Origin of the sequence: Enterococcus sp. LJL51 (assembly GCF_049894025.1) — a bacterium.
Lineage (GTDB): Bacteria > Bacillota > Bacilli > Lactobacillales > Enterococcaceae > Enterococcus_L.
Genome location: NZ_JBNEQE010000004.1, coordinates 52,424 through 70,374 on the forward strand (window position 1 = coordinate 52,424; position 17,951 = coordinate 70,374).

A 17,951-nucleotide genomic window follows, 5' to 3' on the forward strand; every position below is an offset into this window, starting at 1 on the left:
TCGTTCAATAGGTTGTGACAGAAATGGTCAGCTTCAAGCACCAGGTAGGTACTTTTCAGCATCTGTTCTGCTTAAAAGAGCAATCACAGTGATTCTAAGCAATACGGCAGAAATTCTGAAAATGACAGAAAACACGAAGGTAAGCCATTCGGTGTTGACTGATTCCTACCTGGTGTTCCACAAATGTTTGAAAAATACCGGCTTATTGCCGAAGAAATTGCTTCTGCGATTACTCGTCGCAGTTAAGTGTCCGTATGTGTTACTGCCATACCCTTTATTTGATTTCAAGAATACTAAAAGTCTGGGAATTTACTTAGGTCACAGACCATTTCAGTATACTATAGTCTATTTTTAAAGACATACCTTTGAATTACTTTTATTAGCGGGTTAGAAGTAGAAAGAGCACAAGAATGATTATATCTAGCCTCTTTCTACTCATCAGTTCAACATGATAATGAATTGCTTACTTATACATTTCGATTGTTTAGTACTAAATCTTTTGATATTGGTCGGTTAATTATAGGGAAATTACACTACACTCTTTTTTTACCAAAATATATAAGGAAAGCCACTACCAAGAAACAAATTCCCCAAATGATAAAGCTGCTGTTTGATATAATCCCTGTCCTTGGAAGTGTGTTTCTCGTCTGCTGCTTGGTATTGTTTGTCCAATTAGTATTTGAATTTGTTGTGCCAATCGGTGTATTTTTCTTCGCTATTTCTTTCTTGTTTGATTGACTATTTTTTACTTCAAATTTGATTGGTGTTGCATCTAATTGATAGCCAGTTGGTGCTTTCGTCTCAATCAATTCATAGATTCCATCACTAAGACCTTGAATTAAAACTGTTCCAGTTTCATCTGTAACGATTCTCTCTTTGATAACCTCTCCACGTTCATCAACTAGTTTAAATTCAGCATTGGACAATGTCTTACCTGTCTTACTATCAACTTTTTTTAGTAGTATTTCTCCTGTTTCTGCTTTTGTTTTAGGCTGATAGCTATTCTTAAAGACTGGTACTTCTCCTGCTGGTACATTTTTGTATGTGACTTTCGCTTCCAGCTGTCCGCCTTTATCCGCTACTGTTACAGTCGCTTCATAGATTGCTTGGTCATAGCTCATTCCGGTTTCCTTCGTATCCGGAATCACTTCACTGATGGTATATGTGTAGATACCGGCGGTATCATACTTTATCTCATCAAACGCTACTAAGCCTGTACCGTCATTCTTTTTCCTCTGGTTCACACTGTCTTCATTACCAGTCAGTCGGAACTCGAACTCATCTGCTTGCAGCGCGCGACCGCTCAGCTCTTTCTTCGCTTCCAGTTTTGCACTTCCTGCCAGTGCCTTATATTCATTTTTGAAGGTTGGTACTTCTCCTGACGCTACATTTTTGTATGTGACTTTCGCTTCCAGCTGTCCGCCTTTATCCGCTACTGTTACAGTCGCTTCATAGATTGCTTGGTCATAGCTCATTCCGGTTTCCTTCGTATCCGGAATCACTTCACTGATGGTATATGTGTAGATACCGGCGGTATCATACTTTATCTCATCAAACGCTACTAAGCCTATGCCGTTGTTCCTTTTCGTCTGGTTCACACTGTCTTCATTACCAGTCAGTCGGAACTCGAACTCATCTGCTTGCAGCACACGTCCACTCAGTTCTTTCTTCGCTTCCAGTTTTGCAGTTGTTTCAACAACTTTTTTCTTATTTTCCAAACTAAACGTATATTCAACTTGGTTTTTAGAAATAGTAAAATCATGTTGTGCGGCATCTTTTTCGTAGCCATCTGGTGCCTGACTTTCTATGATGGCGTAATCTCCATAACGAAGATTTGAGATAGAGTCAATCTCTGTCCCGTTAATAATGATTTTATCTCCTTTAACTTCTATATCCTGCATTAATAATGTCAACACGCCATTACTGTCTCTACGATACAAATCAAAAAATGCTGAATCTGAAGTTATCAAGTTATTGTTTTCATCAATTTTTCTAAATATTAATGATCCATTTTTACCACTAGAAGTTCCTACTCCATCAGTAGATTTAACAGTTACTACTTTTGTCGTTTCCTCTATTTGAATATCTTTTCCAGAAAGCACTGCCTTATTGCTAATAATCTCATTGTTTCGAATTCCTGGGTCAAGAATCGTTTGATACTCTATAATGTAAGGAGAATCAATCATATCTCCTAATTTGATATTCAATGTTTGTGTTCCTGCAGCGGCATCTAATGTCACCACTGGTTTATCTGCCTCATCAAATACAAGGGCAGCACCATCTTTGACAAAGTTACCAGAAGGATCTTTTTTAGCTTTATAAATGCTAACAATTACATCTTTAGAAGCATCATAAACAAAAGACTGTTCACTGATATTTACAGTATCCGTAACTATTGGATTATGAATAGTATGACTATCCTTGTTCATAACAACTGACCAATTGACCAGACGATGATTTCCACCATCTTGACTGCCGTCTTTATCAATCCAGTCATTCTTCTCGCTCTTTTCAGCAAATCCTTCCACCTTTAATTGATTGCCAATCAAAGTATCCATGAATGCTATGTTTTTGTATTTATAGACATCAGCAGACGCATCCGCTGAGACATAGACTGCAAAAGCCTGCGTGCGTTCACTCAGCAGTGTGATGACTGGTACCCCATTGTCCATTGTAATACCATAGTCCGTCCCCAGCTGCCATTCTTTGTCTAGGCTTTTGACCTTAACACCAGTTGCATCCATTGTTACGTCATAGATTTTAATATCTCGAAGCGTCTGTCCCTCGCCCAATTCTTCTCGTATCGTGGTTCCTATCGGAATTTTAGTTTGCCAGGTATTAAGCAAAACAGTCCAATAAACACTGTCTGTTGGTGCGATTGCTTCAAACGGATTTGGTGCAGGTTTTAATGCATTGGCTACATCATCATTCTTAGCTACATAAGTCCCATATTTCACACCATTATAAGAAAGAGCCAAATCTACCCAAATAGTGCTTTCACTTCCATCAGTATAGGTATTGCCGTCTTCCCCTGTATAAGAAATAGTAACGGAATTGGAAAAGCGGTTTACAGGTAAGCCATCCATCCCTATTATTTGCTCATCCATATGATAGTGAGTTCTATATTTAATCGTAATTGTATCTGTCGTTGATGCGTAACTGTTCAACAATTTAATACGGAATCCTTTTTTATAGGTTGGATCACCAGCTAAAGCTTCTAAAACATAATCCTTCGCAGCACCCATTTCCAAAGTCTTTGTTGTCGTTCCATCATCAGCGGTTACTTCCAAAGTAGATGGGATAAGCTGTAAAGCACTTGGATAAGCACCTTCCAAGGTCTCAAACTTGTCAGTAATTACAGCATTGTTCATTTGGATACGGTTTTCATTGATTTTTACTAGCCAGCCAGCACTATGATCGGTTTGAGTTGAACCGGTACTCAGCTTTTTAACCCCCAGCTTAGAATCAAGCTTCACCGTCTCACCAGCTGATAATTCTTCTCTATTACTGCCATCAATTACTGTAGCATAATTAGGAATTGTCGTATTTGGTCTTACAGGCAAATCAAAGGCTTTTGTTGTATATTTTATCAAGTAAGTTCCTTTATCAACAAAATTCAAAGTAAAATGAACAAGTTCTCCATTCTTTTCTGCATAGTCTCCATTTGTTTGAGCAAGAGACCATTTGTCACTACCAAGAAGATTTCCTGATTCATCATAAATTTCAAGCGTATTTTTCAGTAAATAGTGCAAAGAAATACTTGGATCACTATTTTTCGCATACAACCAATCTTTGAAGCTTCCGCCTGCCTCTGTATATGTGGCTTTAACCTCCCAATTGAAGGTACCTTTATCTAAATCATAAGCAAGGAGACGTTTGTAATTGCTATTGTCGGCATAAGAAACACTGGCTTCACTAGAATTTCCCAAGAAATTATCCCCAGTTATAGTTGCTTTATTAACAAATTCTGTTTTATTTTTATCGGTAACCCTCATTCTGATTTCAAGCTTTACCGGTTCATCTAAAATTTCATTATTTGGGAATGAAAAAGTGATTGTGTTGGCTCCTGTCTGCAGCAGCTGAGTGAAACCAGCTGGAGCACTCACCCACTCCCCATTGCCATTTTGAACAAAAGCACTAGCGTAATGATAGGTCAGACCTTCTGGTAAATAGTCGGTAATGACCACATTTTTTAACGCCTCACGCTTTTCGTTGATAACTATTGTCCAGACTACAGTGTTATCATTATTGATGACACCTGTTTTAACGATATCGGCTTTTACTACAGGAAACACAATGGTAATTTCTTTTCCATCATTATCAGTAATACCGGTTTCGATTGTAACCACTTCCTTTTCTGATGTGATATTCAGCTCTGTGGTCAAATCAATTGTTCCTTGTCGCTCGCTTAGGTTCTCACCTACACTGTTAAAGGTAACTGTCAACAGGCCATTCAAATCGACAGAAAAATTACCCAAAACTTGGTTAGTTGCGTTCTTCAATTCTCCAGAAACCAAATTATGGATAGAGAAATAGTCCGGAAGTTGATAAGTATAATAATCGCCAGCTTTGATTTCTTCCAAATCATCCAAAACCCAGTCAAAATGAATTTTTATATTTGCATCTTTCAAAGCGGGATTACTTGGAGAGAACTCTTGGCCATTAAAATCTGTAATTTTTACATTAGTAAATAACTTTACCCCTCTACTATTTAGATTGGATTCATGAGCTCTAGCTTCTCTCATCTCTAATTGGTCATTGCTTTTTAGTTCTTCTTGTCCATCTATTGATTCTTCTATTAACAGCGAATTTTCTTTAGGGTCTTCACTTTCCTCAGAAGATTTTATTGTCTCTTCATTTACTTGTTTATAATATAACGGCTTCACAACGTTATTCCCAAAATCAACAAACTCTTCTTGCTGATTTTTATCACTTGTGGAAGCAATCAATTCAACTTCACCTTCATAGAAGACTACACTGGAAAAGTCAGGAATCTGTTCATTTTCCTGTGAAGACACGTAATTTTTATTAAGCAAAAAAGATAAGCGCTGATTGGCCACATAATAACTGCCCATATTGTTTGCCAACATCCCGCTTTGTTCACTGAAATACAGGTTCTCCGGTAAAGCTATTCCAATTGTCTGCCCCTGCTCTATCAACCCGGACTTATCCAGAGACCACTTCAGTTTGACATTGATCTGATCTCCTGCATTGATTCGCTGCTGTTGATTGATTTCAGCCCTAGAATAATCGGTCAAGCTAGCCTCATTAATCTGTATGCCTACTCCATCCACTGTTTCTGCTATTGCCTGTATCGGTAGAAAGCCGAGCAGTATGCTCAACACCAATGTTACTGACCATATTTTTCTTATTCTAACCATTACTATCATCCCCTTAAAAAATCATATGTTCACGATAATTCTGTTCCTCTGAACGTGTTCCATAAAGAACAGTACCAGACATTCTAGAAAGCATGTGAATTAACTCTCCTTCTTCTTTTTCGACATCTGGCAGCCAAGCTGGCAGTTGATTGATTTTGTGTTCAAGTGCTGCAAAATAGGCGCGTTCTCCACTTCTTTGATTTTCCTGAACCGTATTCGGCAGTGCTTGCTCATCATCAGACTGCTGTGCCCTTTTCTTTTCAACTACTGCTTCTCGATCACTGTCCATCCCTTGTTTAACATCAGCTTCTTTAGAAGGCTCTTCTTCTATCCGCTCATTTGAAACAATCAATGTATTCCCAGATTCTTCCATATCAAAAACAATGACTTTCTCTTTTTCTGCTAGGCAGGCACTGATTACAGCTTCACTGAAAGATGCTGTAATAGTCGTTTGATGGAAAATCATCGTTGGAAGCACAAAAGCCATCAACACATTCTTATTCATAGCTTTCACCTTTAACCTTTAGTAATATTTTGCCAAACTCTGCCCAATCCTCTGGTGTTGGGGGACGTTTCCAAATAATTTGATGGCACGGAAGTTTATCAATCAAAAAATCTGACAAATACATCTGTGTGCGTGTACTCAAACGCTCTTCATACTGGATATGAGCGCTTTGCAACGATCCTAGCATCATCTTGATATAGTCGTTGTAGTGTTTACCATGTGAAAAATCTATGCAAATATAAACAGCCTCCTCCAGTTTTTCCACAGAAATTTTTGTTATCAAAAAGAAAAGATAATCATAATAAAGCTTATTTTTCTCTTGAGCTGATTCAAACAATTGACGTTGTTCTATCTGCTGGATAAATTGTTGAATCATTTTATCCAGTTTGGGATTAATTTCTTGAAAGTAACGTCTTTGAACTTTTGTTACAAAAGTAGATTCCCTAAAATGATAGTTGAGCCACTTGCGATTGATTGCCAATAATCCCTTTGTTAAGTCGTTATCCTGTAATAAGATATCTATCTCAAAAGAAGAATTTTTTGCGATAAACAGCAGCAGCTCTTCAGTGATCTGTCTAGCCTCTATTTCCTGTTTGCTTTCTAAATAAGTAATCGGTTCATCTAATTCTTCATACAATGTTTTAAGGAATAGAAGCAGATAAGTACGTTCTTTTTCCATAATCCCCTCTTCAAGGGAAAAATGCTTGTTTAGCCATTTTGACAAATAATTCACAAGTTCGCTGTCACCAACTGAAATATACGCATCACTTACAAAGTGCCCATGGCTTAGACGAATTAGCCACAGTTCAATCATAAATCTCAGTTTATGTTCTTTAGTTTTTGGCAATACTAGATTTTTGTAATGAACCAAGTGCTGAAACAGCTCTCTACTCAATTGCTTAATTTCTTCAGGAAACGGATCCTTTAGCCCGTTGAACAACTCATAGTAAATACCGAACAAAAAGCTTCGCAAGCCAAATTCTGATCCGACCAATCTGTTTTTCTTTATCTGAATATTTTCTTCTGACAGCTGATTTTTTAGCTTTTGATACAAGCGATAGGTACTGGAGCGGCTAACATGTAATGCCTCAATCTGCTTATCAAGACTGACTTCCTTCGTTACATAACGATGAAATATCTGAAATGACAAGCTTCGTTCAATAAATAATACACGCATTTTTTTCACTGTTTTGTGAGATAAGTCATGGACTACTATCTCACCCGTATCCATTAAGTCGATTATGTCAGTAAATTGAGCATTATTCATTTCTTCTTTAAGCTCATGAATGTATTTTTCTATCTTATATCGGGAGATTTCCAACAAATCGCAGATTTGATCAAGAGAGCAATAAAAGCTTTTGTTTAACTCTAAATATTGAAGTATGTACCACTTATAGCGATCATCCTCCATCAATAAATCATTTAGTATCATTATTTATTCCCTTCCACTAAAATAGCCTTCTCATCAAATTTATTTCATTATAAATGTTGAGATGGATATTTTAATCCTCTAAATAAGTAATTTTGTCCTGTTTTTTTCTCAATAAAAAAAAACAAAGAGATTTTTATAAAAAAACCCTTAATTATGGTAACATATTCGAAAACATTAGATAGGGCTGTATGCAAAATTAAAGCAGTCTATATAAGAGAAAAAAGGCACATAAACCTTATTTTAAAAAGGTTTATGTGCCAAATAAAATTATTTTATCAATATTTGATTATATTTTGAAAAAAATTGATTTGCAAAGTACGACTTTTTTTAAGCAGAAATAATTTTCTCTGCCTCACTTTTCTCCTTGAGTGTAAAAATAATCGTAGCACACAAGCAATTTTCATCCAAATTAAAAATGAAACTCCATGGTTTCATTAATAGCATAACGAAACCGCTTTCCATTAAAATATTCAAATCAAAAATCGCACCTTAACTTTATCTTTTTAATGTTTTAAGAAAACCATTTTTAATCCATTGATTCCAGTCCAGTATACTTTATGTCTACATTTTCCCCTGACTTGCCAGACATCCCAACGCTGAAATTTTAAAGCACACAAAAAATTAAAACTATCATTTAATATTTTTTATTAGTCAAAAAAATTAGAATAAATATACTAAAAAAAACAGAAAGATGGAACAGAAACGGTTAACTTCAAGCACCAGGTAGGTACTTTTCAGCATCTGTTCTGCTCAAAGAGCAATCACAGTGATTCTAAGCAATACGGCAGAAATTCCGAAAATGACAGGAAACACGAAGGTAAACTATTCGATGTTGGCTGATTCCTATCTGGTGTTTCACAAATGTTTGCTGAATGCCGGCGTATTTCCGAAGAAGTTTCTCCTGCGATTACTCGTCGCAGTTAAGTGTCTGTATGTGTTACTGCCGCACCCTTTATTTGGTTTTAAGCATACTAAAAGAGGTCGAGACAAAAGTGTTTAGCTTCGAGAAATAAGACGAATTATCCGAAAATAGCTTTTCATATTTTTGAGATAGTTCGGCTTATTTCCGAGAACTTCAACTCTTAGTGCTTTTAGCACTTAGAAGTTGATGCTATCGGAACAAAGTGTAGTGAGCTACTTTTGGAACGCCGTTTATTCGGATTTTAGACAAAAAAGAGTTCGGGCATTTACTTATGTCCCAAACTCTCCTAGCTTTTTCTTTGGGATTAAGTAGCTTCATCCCAATACTATTTGTTATAATTTTTTAGTTTCGAATCATGTAATCAAACGCACCTAAAGCAGCTGTTGCTCCTGAACCCATTGAAATAATGATTTGCTTATAGGCACTGTCTGTACAGTCGCCAGCTGCAAACACACCAGGGACATTGGTTGCACCATGTTTATCTACAATGATTTCACCCATTCGTGTACGCTCCAGAGTGTCACCCAACCAGTCAGTATTCGGCACTAAACCAATTAAAATGAAGACTCCTTGAACATCCAGATGAACTTCTTCACCAGTTTCACGGTCAGCATAGCTAATACCGTTTACTTTATCTGTGCCTGTGATTTCCTTCGTTTGAACATTCGTCAGTACAGTGACATTTGGAAGAGAATGCAGACGCTCTTGAAGCACCTTATCTGCTTTTAGCTCTGTCATAAACTCTAATACAGTTACATGTTTAACAAGACCGGCAAGATCAATCGCTGCCTCAATCCCGGAATTTCCGCCGCCGATAACCGCGACATCTTTTCCTTCAAATAATGGACCATCACAGTGCGGGCAGTAAGCCACCCCTTTGTTCTTGAATTCCTGCTCACCAGGAACGCCAACATTCCGCCAGCGGGCACCAGTCGCTAATATCGCTGTTTTACTCTTCAGAACTGCACCATTTTCAAGAGTAACTTCAACAAGCTCTTTTTTCTCTAGTTTAGCTGTACGCTGTGATTTCATAATATCCACAGGATATTCCTTCACATGCTCTTCAACCTGAGCCATCAGCTTAGGTCCCTCTGTATATTTCGTTCCAATTACATTTTCAATTCCTAAAGTTTCCAGCACTTGACCGCCAAATGTTTCAGCAACCAGTCCAGTTCTAATTCCCTTACGTGCAGCGTAGATTGCCGCACTCGCACCAGCAGGTCCGCCACCGATTACCAGTACATCGTATGGCTCTTTATCTTCAAATTCAGAAGCATCTGCCGGACCAGCAGCTTTTTCAAGAATTTGTTCGATTGTCATACGTCCGCTGGAGAATTCTTCACCGTTCAGTAAAACAGTTGGTACAGCCATAATTCCTTTGGCATCAACTTCTTCTTTAAACATTCCGCCTTCAATCATAGTATGGGAAATCTTTGGATTCACCACGCTCATAATATTTAGGGCTTGAACGACATCAGGACAATTGTGGCAGGTCAAGCTGACATATGTCTCAAAATGAAGTTCTTTATCAATTGTTTGAATCTGCTTAATAACACTCTCATCAACCTTAGGCGCTCGTCCGCTAACCTGCAGCAGTGCTAAGACTAAAGAAGTGAATTCATGTCCCAATGGCAGTCCAGCGAATACAACACCGCTCGTTCCCTCTACAGGATCTACAGCAAAGCTCGGTGTCTTTTCAAGCTGTACCTGCTCCATTGTAATCTTTGGAGACATCGATGTAATCTCTTCAACCAGCTCCAGAACCTTTTGTGAATTCTCGTCAGTTCCTACGCTCGCCTTTAAGATAATATCATTCTCCAGCAGCTCAAGGTATTGAGCCAGCTGCCCTTTAATTTCTGCATCTAATCCCATACGTACGCTCCTTAAATTTTTCCTACAAGGTCAAGACTTGGCTTCAGTGTTTCTTCGCCTTCTTTCCATTTTGCCGGGCAAACTTCACCTGGATTTTTGCGAACATATTGTGCAGCTTTGATTTTATCTACTAAAATACTTGCATCACGGCCGATACCGTCCGCATTGATTTCAATTGTTTGAACAACGCCGTCTGGATCGATGATGAATGTTCCACGTTGTGCCAAACCTTCTTCTTCGTCTAAAACATCAAAAATACGAGAAATGTTGTGGTTTGGATCGCCAATCATGATGTATTCGATTTTACCAATAGCATCCGAATGATCATGCCAAGCTTTATGAGTGAAATGAGTGTCTGTTGATACTGAGTAAACCTCAACATCCAGCCCTTTCAATGTGTCATATTGACCCTGCAAATCTTCTAATTCAGTGGGACAAACAAACGTAAAGTCAGCTGGGTAGAAACAAACAACGCTCCATTTACCTTTTAAATCTTCAGACGAGACATCGATAAACTCACCTTTGTGGTACGCTTTTGCTTGAAACTCTTCTACTTCTTTTCCGATTAATGACATATAAAATTCCTCCTAAAAGTAATTAAAATTTTTCTTAAAATAATATCGTGCAATTTCTTCTTGAGGTTTTCAAAATGAAAGTACAATTAAAATTATCAAGGTTATCTTAAAGAAAGTCAAGGAATAATTATAATTGTTAAAAAATTGTAATGATTCTAATCTAACAAGGCAAATCTATTGGTATAGAGGCTTTGTGAAATATTTCTCGATTTCATTTACTACTTAAAATTCTCAATTACTCTATTTTTTTCTCTTTAGTAATTTCTCATGTAGGAGCTGTCAGAACTTAATTGATGGTTAAAATGATGTCTTCTCCAGCTGTTTCAGGTTCTTTGAGAAGTTTTATTCCAAATTGTTTAGGCATTCGAACAAATTCTACATCCTCTTTAAACCCGTACAGCAACCCAGCTGCCGCAGTCAGTAAGCAAGAACAAGTCCAGGAAAAATCGTCTCGTTCAGCTGATATAATAGTCTCAAAGACGACGGTCCGTTTCTCAATAGAATAAATCAGCTTTGGGGAATGCAGCCGGGTTTTTGAGCTCCAAAATAAAACAGTATTTGAGGAACTTTGCAGCAGGTCATAATAGTGCCTGCTGTCTTCAATTAGCGGCTGGCTATGGATAAACTTTCTGTCTTTCACATAAATATAATGGGGATTTTTGTATAGCTGCTTCTCTAATTCAATAAGCAGGTCTTTGTACTTTCCTCGATTGGGGTATGCAGGAGTCAGCATTGGGTTCCCCTCCTTTTCTACTTCTTAACTGTAACAAATTTTCTATCTAAAAGTACATTGTTTATTCAAAAATCTTGAAAAGGATGTGGTAAACCTCTCTGCCTTTTCTTCAAGAAATTGTTTTTCATTTTCATTCATGAAACATGAAAAATCACTGAAACAGCGATTGACTGTTTTTAAACCTTGAAAGTCCGCAGTTTGACTAGTTTTAGTTCTTCAAATATTTTTCTGTCGAGTCAAATTTATAGCGTTCTAGCCTGCTTCATGCCAAAAAAAGCTTCCGAAAAATGATGATTCGGAAACTCTAAAGGAGTGATTTTCTATCAATCAGTTAGACAGCTAAGCAGCATTGTATTTTTTCAGTTTGTTATCTAGGATAGTTACTGCCTTCTGGCGATTTTCCCACATCGAGTCTGTATAGGTATCTAAGGTCAGTTTAATTGATGTATGACCTAAAAGCTTGCTAAGAGTGGCAATATCAACACCTGCCTCTACACAACGGGTCGCGAAGGTATGTCTTAGTACATGAAAATTAACTGACTCCAGACCAGCTTTTTTCAACAGCCGCTTAAATCTGTAATTAATTACCCGAGGTTCAGCAAAGCTGTCTTTACAAGAAACAACATAGATTGATAACGATTGCTTTTTTTTATTCAATAGATAGCGTTTCAAATTTTTTGCCAAAGGAATAGCTCTTATGGAGCTGCCTGTTTTCGGCTGACTAATAATGACCTTGGTTTTGCTTGTCTCACCATCGGAAATCATTATTCTCTGCAGCGTTCGCTTCACTGAAATTATATTATTGTCAAAATCAATATCTTCCCAGCGGAGTGCACTGATTTCACCAATCCGCATCCCTGTCGCTAAAGAGAGAAGAACTGCAGAGCATTCTGCCTCTTTCCACGCTGCTTCCTCAAGCAGACTTTGCTGCTTGCTGGTCAAAGCAGAAACAGCTTTCTTTTGTGTTCTCGGTAAAATAATCCCTAAGCAGGGATCTTTCCTTAGGTAGCCGTCAACGAAGGCTTTGTGGAGGGCTGATTTCAATATATTAACGATAGAATGAATCGTTTTTGCTGAAAATTTTAATGAAATTAAATAATGAATGAATGCTTCTATCGTTGAGGTATTTAGCTCCACTAGCTTGATTTCCCCCATAAAGGGGAATATATGCTTATCCAGCTTGTTACGGTAGTTTGAATACGTAGAGGGTTTGATTTTTTTTGCAGTTAGATAATCCAGCCAATAGTTCAGCCATTCTTTCACAGTCCCTTTATAAAGAATTATATCTTCATCTATATAAGTGTATTCTGCTTTTTTTATCGACAGTTTTTTTCTCAACTCGCCGTATTTTTTTGCATATACATAACCAAAAGTAATTTTCCCCTGATGATCTCTGGCTTTGATATATCGTCCTTCCCAGCGTCCATCCTTACGTTTATATATATTTTCTCCTCTTCTCGCCACAATATACACTCCTCATACAATATTTACCAATTCAATTAACTTCCTATTGATTACTCCTTTTTACCATATTAAGTGTTTCTGCTTCCCACGATACTGAAACTTTTTGATCTTGTCTTTGAAAAAACAAATTTATTATAAAAATATACGTTTTTTATACTGTTTCTCTATAGACAAAACTCAGGTTTTAAGTCGTTCCACACAAGACATTTTTATTTAAACATACCACTTAATCCTCCCATCTTATACGCTTTACTCCTTTATATAATTTATCCTATCTCATTATTATAATTATTTTTTAAAATAAAAAAAACAAGAACTAGTCAAGTTATTTTTTTGAAAAAAATAGCAGGCCGCTTCACTCCAAGAGAATGACACGGTCTGCCGTCAAGCAAATAACTATTCTATTATATTTTTGCTGAGTAAGAGACTGATTCCTAAGAAGATGACACCTGTCAAAAATAGAACCACCACTTCAATCCAGGTTCCTTCTGCAAATGAGAATAAACGGAATATTCCCAGTAGTTCTGCTTTCCCCATCAAATTATAGAGATAATATAAAAACGCCACCATTAAACCAGCGATAGGCTGACGGGTTATTCTATAAACCAATGCGGATAATCCGCCAAGAAAGAGCATCACTGCTAGTCCCCTTACTAGAAAATAAGTAAAAGGAAACGTACTGCTGCCGGCCTTCATAATAAGCAACAGGGAAACCAGCAACAATAAGCCGTACATGATTTCAACGAAAAGTCGAATCAGTACAATCCAGCTGTAGGAGGTTCTTTTGGACCGAATGACGCTTAAAGCCGCATAATCAGTATCTGGAATGTATAAGGGAAGCATCATTAGCATACCGATAAGAGAGAAGCAATATTCAACAACCTTTGCACTGCGGTACACATCCAAATTTTCCATTCCTGCAGCCATAGGTAAAAACAAGAGACTAACAGCCCCGCCAATCATATAGGTAAAATAATGGCAGCGGACAAATACTACAGCTGTTTTAAATGCTTTTTCCAAGGATTCGTCCTCCCTTGCGTTTATAATCAAAAACAAGAATGGTTACTCCGAGAAAAATGATTCCTAATCCGGCATAGAATAAACGATTCCAGATAAGCTCTTGAACAATCTGTTCAAAAACTTCCGGCAGTCCTACCGTATTAAAACGAGGGATTAGCTTCCAGCCTACACTACCGTTCAGTGTATCTGTGCTGGAAAATAGAGCGAAAAACCAAAAAATGATTTGAACAGCGATTGCCGTAATACCGCCAAATAGCTCAGTCATTAAAAAGCCAAGTCCTGTCACAAAAAGAATCGTCGGCAAAGTCCAGCCAATAATATATTGGTAAAACAGCAGCAAACTGCCGGTAGCATTCAATTTATCTGCAATCACTAAGGATTGTACTGCCGGCATCAGACTAATTAGCAGTACAGGAATCAGCAAAAGCAATACCGTACTACTATACCGGCAGCCGACAAGCCGGATTGAAGCAACTAATCTAGAGTAAATAATTGGAGCAGCCTTTGCCCGTCTATCTCTCAATGCTACAGTTGCTGCCAAAAATACCGGAACAATTGCTAAAATAATGCCCAGATAATCACAGACCATCCGTGCATAGGCACCGGTTACCTTGTCCTTTTCTACAATTTTCCGGTACTGCTTACGCGCTTGTTCATAAGTCATCGGTTCTTCTGCATCATTCATATAGCTATTCTTTTCATAAGCAGAACCCTTTCCGATAAACCCACTAACTTCTTGCATGTCCTCCTCAAACTGGGAAAAAGCATGACCTTTGACTAACGGGAAGGTGTAAGAGCTGTTTTCCATGACTGCCTCCCCCGGATTACTTTGTGCTGCGGCCTCTATTTGGGCTGTATAGTCTGCGGCTAGCTCTTCGATTGTTTTTCCAGCTGCTTTTTCAAGTATCGTTCTGATAGTCTGTTCTTCTTTACTATCAAGCTTTACTTCTTTATAGAAACCGAAAGGATAGGCTTGATAGCTCTCTGCCTGATATTCCAGAAATAGAGCTCTGTATGCCTGCTGCTGAATAAGCTCTTTGTTTTCTGTACGAATCATCCCATAAGAACCGTCTTCTCCCGGCTTTGGTTCTTGAATTACCCGCAAGCTCATCCCTATTTGGGTCATAATGAAACCAAAAATCACACCTATAACCAGCCAATAGGTCAGGCTTTTGGCTGTCAGCTTAAGCTCTTTTCCTAATAACTTAATACTCATGGCTGAACACCTGCCCTCTGCTGCAAAATATAAAGGTAGGCATCTTCCAGCGTAGGCGGAACTGCTAGCAGCAAGGGATGCGCCATAATCTTCTCCCGCTCATTTCCAATAAAACGAACTTCAATATTGGCCCCTTCCTGATAAAGATTGATAACCTGGACCTGCTGCTTAATTGCATTAAGCTCTGTTCTTGGAATCCGAACAGTAAAAATATGATTTTCGGCCGTTTCCAACAATTCTGATACAGTACCGGTATAAGTTACCTTCCCTTGATCAATAATAGCCAAATTTTCTGCTACAGCTTCAATATCACTGGCGATATGTGTGGAGAGGATAACAATTCGTTCCGCTGCAATTTCAGCTAATAAATTTCTAAAACGAATCCTTTCTTCCGGGTCTAAGCCAGCTGTTGGTTCATCTACTACCAGTATTTGCGGATCATTCAGCAGCGCCTGAGCAATCCCCAGTCTGCGTTTCATCCCGCCGGACATGGCTTTGACCTTTAGCCTGCGATGAACAGTCAGGTTTACCTGTTCAAGTACAGCCTCTATTCTTTTTTTTCGGACAGGAGTAGCCATATCTGATAAAACGCCTAAATAATCCAGGGCCTCATACGCAGTCAGATTTTGATACATGGAAAAATCCTGCGGCAAATAACCAATTATCGATCGAATTTCTTTTTGCCGTTCAATCGGTATTTCATTCATCGTTATGCTGCCGGATTTGCAGGGAAGCAGTGTTACCAGTGTTTTCATCAGCGTTGACTTACCAGCTCCATTTCTTCCCAGCAAGCCAAACATGCCCTTTTCAATCGTTAGATTCACCGAATGAAGAATTTGCTTCTTCCCATAATATTGATTAAGTCCTTCAATTTTAATACTCATAATTTATCTACGCTCCTTTATTTTCTATTGTTAATAATAGAAAATAAATATCTATAAATTCACTACATGGTATTAAATGCAGCAGATATGACTGCACCGCCGTTAACGCCATTTGACAAGCGAAGAATGCCTCCGTGTTTTTTAGTCAGCGTCTTACAGATAGTCAGCCCCATCCCGAAATGTTCCTGCTTATCTTTTGAATAGTAGGGGGTTGCAGCGTGCTGGATATCTTCTTTTGAAAAGCCTGCTCCATCATCCTGTACAAACAGGTATAAAAAGTCTGCATCAAACTGTATTGTTAGACTTACTATATTTTTTGCAAACCGGTCGGCGTTTGTCAGCAGATTCTCAACAACCTGCATAATCAAGGGAAGATCACAATTAATTTTTTCAGGGAATTGGCTGGAAACTATTAAGCGAAATTCTTTTGTTACTATAGCATTACCAGTTTCCTGAATCGTTTGAATCATTGTTTGTGTATGCTGCTGCCGCTTATTCAAATCTATTTCATCCAGCTTTTGAATCTCCTGCATGGTAAAGGTAAAGTCATTAAGACGCTGGACATTACGCCCAATCTTATCCAAAGAGTCATTCAATGCTTGCTCCGTCAATGTTCCAAGCGGATGGAATTTACGAATCAGCTCCACATTGCTCTGAATAACTGCCAAAGGTGTTCGAACATCATGAGCGAATATTGAATTAAGCTGGCGCTGCTCCTCGTGTGTTCGTATAATCTGCTGCTGGTCCTGAATCAGCTGTACTCTCATCTGATCCAGGCCTGAACAAATCCTTTCAAACTCATCGCCGCTTTTATAGTAGCAGGCGATCGACAAATCTTTACGGCTGATTCCCTCAATCGTTTCATTCATAATAATTAACGGCTGTAGAATTTTGTCCTTGTAAAACTTTCTGCTAATCCAGACAATCGCCAATACAGCATACAGAATAACTGAAAAATGACGAATCAGCTGCAAAATAGTGACTGGCACTACCAGCTGCTGAGGAATCCCGGCATTATGGGAATAAAAAATCATTTCAATATAGCTGTCCATAGAATCTGCTTCATCCAGCAGCAGTTTTTCCCACCCCACACAAATACTAACTGTAACCATATAGGCAAAAACAGCCAGAATAATTCCTGTGAAAATATAAAGGCTCAAGCTGGCTGTCAGTTTTTTATTTGTCAGACGGATTCTCTGAAGCTGCTCATCTAACCAATCCATTTATAGCCCAGCCCCCAAACCGTTTCTATTATTTCTTCCGGATACACCTTTCCTATTTTTGCCCGAATCCGCCGAATATGCTCTGTTATAATGCCGCTGTCGCCTTCTTTATCAAAGCCCCATAAATGTTCATAAATTTGTTCTTTGCTGAATACCTTGCCTTTTCGAAGAGACAGGTACGCAGCGATTTCAAATTCTGTTCTAGTTAAAGGAATTATTTGATTCCGGCAGCGAATCTCTTTTCGCTGATACAGAACAGCTAATTGTCCAAAATAAGCAACCGATTCCTCTCTGCCTCCTCGTGCTTCCCGCCGCAAATGAGCTTGTATTCTTAGTCCTAGCTCCTCCATACTAAACGGCTTCAGCAGATAATCATCCCCTCCGGCAACCAATCCTTCCATCCGACTGGTTTGGTCTACTCTGGCTGAAAGGAAGATAATCGGAACATGGATAACCTCCCGGACAGCTCTGCAAAAATCCAACCCATCCATTTCCGGCATATTGACATCAAGGAGAATTAAATCTGGTTTCTTATTAAGAAGCTGCAGTCCTTCTGCACCATTGCCAGCTGTGTAAACCAGATAACCAGACAACTCAAAATAACGCTTCAAGGTTTCTACTAAATCTATTTCATCATCGATGATTAGAAGCTTTTGCTTCATACGCCCACCTCTTTTTCTTATTGCTGCACATATCTCCTATTATACTGGTCATTTCCCTATAC

Annotated in this window: 12 protein-coding genes; all 12 read right to left on the reverse strand. The window is 38.3% G+C overall.

What is annotated here, in order from left to right:
- Positions 1–533 precede the first annotated feature (533 nt).
- On the reverse strand, positions 534–5,381 hold the full coding sequence (locus ACPWSO_RS05600; protein WP_426081865.1) for a Spy0128 family protein: 4,848 nt from the start codon (positions 5,379–5,381) through the stop codon (positions 534–536).
- A gap of 13 nt (positions 5,382–5,394) precedes the next feature.
- Complete coding sequence (locus tag ACPWSO_RS05605; RefSeq protein ID WP_426081866.1) at positions 5,395–5,886, reverse strand: hypothetical protein; 492 nt, start codon at positions 5,884–5,886, stop codon at positions 5,395–5,397.
- Positions 5,879–7,318, reverse strand: a complete 1,440-nt coding sequence (locus ACPWSO_RS05610) for a helix-turn-helix domain-containing protein (RefSeq protein WP_426081868.1) — start codon at positions 7,316–7,318, stop codon at positions 5,879–5,881. Before ACPWSO_RS05610 ends, ACPWSO_RS05605 begins: the two co-directional genes overlap by 8 nt.
- Positions 7,319–8,582: 1,264 nt before the next feature.
- On the reverse strand, positions 8,583–10,112 hold the full coding sequence (ahpF, locus tag ACPWSO_RS05615; RefSeq protein ID WP_426081870.1) for an alkyl hydroperoxide reductase subunit F: 1,530 nt from the start codon (positions 10,110–10,112) through the stop codon (positions 8,583–8,585).
- Between the two features lie 11 nt (positions 10,113–10,123).
- On the reverse strand, positions 10,124–10,687 hold the full coding sequence (gene ahpC / locus ACPWSO_RS05620) for an alkyl hydroperoxide reductase subunit C (protein ID WP_426081871.1): 564 nt from the start codon (positions 10,685–10,687) through the stop codon (positions 10,124–10,126).
- A 286-nt stretch (positions 10,688–10,973) separates the two neighbouring features.
- Positions 10,974–11,420 carry a hypothetical protein gene (locus ACPWSO_RS05625; RefSeq protein ID WP_426081872.1) on the reverse strand — a complete coding sequence of 149 codons (447 nt, stop codon included), beginning with the start codon at positions 11,418–11,420 and terminating at the stop codon, positions 10,974–10,976.
- Positions 11,421–11,759: 339 nt separating this feature from the next.
- Positions 11,760–12,884: a tyrosine-type recombinase/integrase gene (locus ACPWSO_RS05630; RefSeq protein ID WP_426081873.1), complete on the reverse strand. Its 1,125-nt coding sequence runs from the start codon at positions 12,882–12,884 to the stop codon at positions 11,760–11,762.
- A 396-nt stretch (positions 12,885–13,280) separates the two neighbouring features.
- Positions 13,281–13,904, reverse strand: coding sequence for a hypothetical protein (locus tag ACPWSO_RS05635; protein ID WP_426081874.1), 624 nt, complete (start codon positions 13,902–13,904; stop codon positions 13,281–13,283).
- On the reverse strand, positions 13,888–15,120 hold the full coding sequence (locus ACPWSO_RS05640; RefSeq protein ID WP_426081875.1) for an ABC transporter permease: 1,233 nt from the start codon (positions 15,118–15,120) through the stop codon (positions 13,888–13,890). Before ACPWSO_RS05640 ends, ACPWSO_RS05635 begins: the two co-directional genes overlap by 17 nt.
- Positions 15,117–16,004: an ABC transporter ATP-binding protein gene (locus tag ACPWSO_RS05645; RefSeq protein ID WP_426081876.1), complete on the reverse strand. Its 888-nt coding sequence runs from the start codon at positions 16,002–16,004 to the stop codon at positions 15,117–15,119. Before ACPWSO_RS05645 ends, ACPWSO_RS05640 begins: the two co-directional genes overlap by 4 nt.
- Before the next feature lie 62 nt (positions 16,005–16,066).
- Entirely contained in the window at positions 16,067–17,227 is a 1,161-nt protein-coding gene (locus tag ACPWSO_RS05650; RefSeq protein ID WP_426081877.1) for an ATP-binding protein, read from the reverse strand.
- The gene (locus ACPWSO_RS05655) at positions 17,215–17,889 is read right to left on the reverse strand and encodes a response regulator transcription factor (protein ID WP_426081878.1); all 675 of its coding nucleotides are present in this window, start codon (positions 17,887–17,889) and stop codon (positions 17,215–17,217) included. Before ACPWSO_RS05655 ends, ACPWSO_RS05650 begins: the two co-directional genes overlap by 13 nt.
- Positions 17,890–17,951 lie beyond the last annotated feature (62 nt).

Excerpts from the sequence above, each read along its gene's own strand:
- ACPWSO_RS05605 (WP_426081866.1), bottom strand. The coding sequence starts at position 5,886 with ATGAATAAGAATGTGTTGATGGCTTTTGTGCTTCCAACGATGATTTTC.
- ahpF (WP_426081870.1), bottom strand. The coding sequence starts at position 10,112 with ATGGGATTAGATGCAGAAATTAAAGGGCAGCTGGCTCAATACCTTGAG.
- ACPWSO_RS05610 (WP_426081868.1), bottom strand. The coding sequence starts at position 7,318 with ATGATACTAAATGATTTATTGATGGAGGATGATCGCTATAAGTGGTAC.
- ACPWSO_RS05600 (WP_426081865.1), bottom strand. The coding sequence starts at position 5,381 with ATGGTTAGAATAAGAAAAATATGGTCAGTAACATTGGTGTTGAGCATA.
- ahpC (WP_426081871.1), bottom strand. The coding sequence starts at position 10,687 with ATGTCATTAATCGGAAAAGAAGTAGAAGAGTTTCAAGCAAAAGCGTAC.
- ACPWSO_RS05640 (WP_426081875.1), bottom strand. The coding sequence starts at position 15,120 with ATGAGTATTAAGTTATTAGGAAAAGAGCTTAAGCTGACAGCCAAAAGC.
- ACPWSO_RS05645 (WP_426081876.1), bottom strand. The coding sequence starts at position 16,004 with ATGAGTATTAAAATTGAAGGACTTAATCAATATTATGGGAAGAAGCAA.
- ACPWSO_RS05650 (WP_426081877.1), bottom strand. The coding sequence starts at position 17,227 with ATGGATTGGTTAGATGAGCAGCTTCAGAGAATCCGTCTGACAAATAAA.
- ACPWSO_RS05625 (WP_426081872.1), bottom strand. The coding sequence starts at position 11,420 with ATGCTGACTCCTGCATACCCCAATCGAGGAAAGTACAAAGACCTGCTT.
- ACPWSO_RS05655 (WP_426081878.1), bottom strand. The coding sequence starts at position 17,889 with ATGAAGCAAAAGCTTCTAATCATCGATGATGAAATAGATTTAGTAGAA.